Source organism: Pantoea sp. GbtcB22 (assembly GCF_019091025.1).
Classification (GTDB): domain Bacteria; phylum Pseudomonadota; class Gammaproteobacteria; order Enterobacterales; family Enterobacteriaceae; genus Pantoea; species Pantoea leporis.
In genome coordinates, this window is the sequence record NZ_JAGXKB010000050.1 from 1 (window position 1) to 338 (window position 338).

Sequence of the window (338 nt, forward strand, 5' to 3'; positions counted from 1 at the left end):
CTGTATTGGCTCAAGGTGGAAGAGGAGTTGCCGACGAGCAATCTCGTCGATGAACTGCATGGTCATCTTTACCTCAACATCCAGGACATCATCGCATTCGTGGTGATGCTGTCGTTGACGACAGGCATCGAGATCGAGTGCTGCAAGGAGTTGGGCATCGATTGCCTCAAGAACGCCGCAGGCGGTCATGTCGATATCGAATATGTCAAGCGGCGAGCCCGGGGTGCCGAATGGAAGAGGCTGCGGGTACGTGATGGCGGCAGCGGTACGCCTGGAGGCTTGATAAGGCTTGCCATGACGCTCGGTGGTGAGGCGCGCCGGCGTCTCGGTACGGATAG

At 58.0% G+C, this 338-nt stretch carries 1 pseudogene; it reads left to right on the top strand.

Annotated features, from left to right (window positions below):
• Positions 1 to 338: pseudogene (locus KVT28_RS24740) on the top strand (hypothetical protein); the annotation flags it as partial.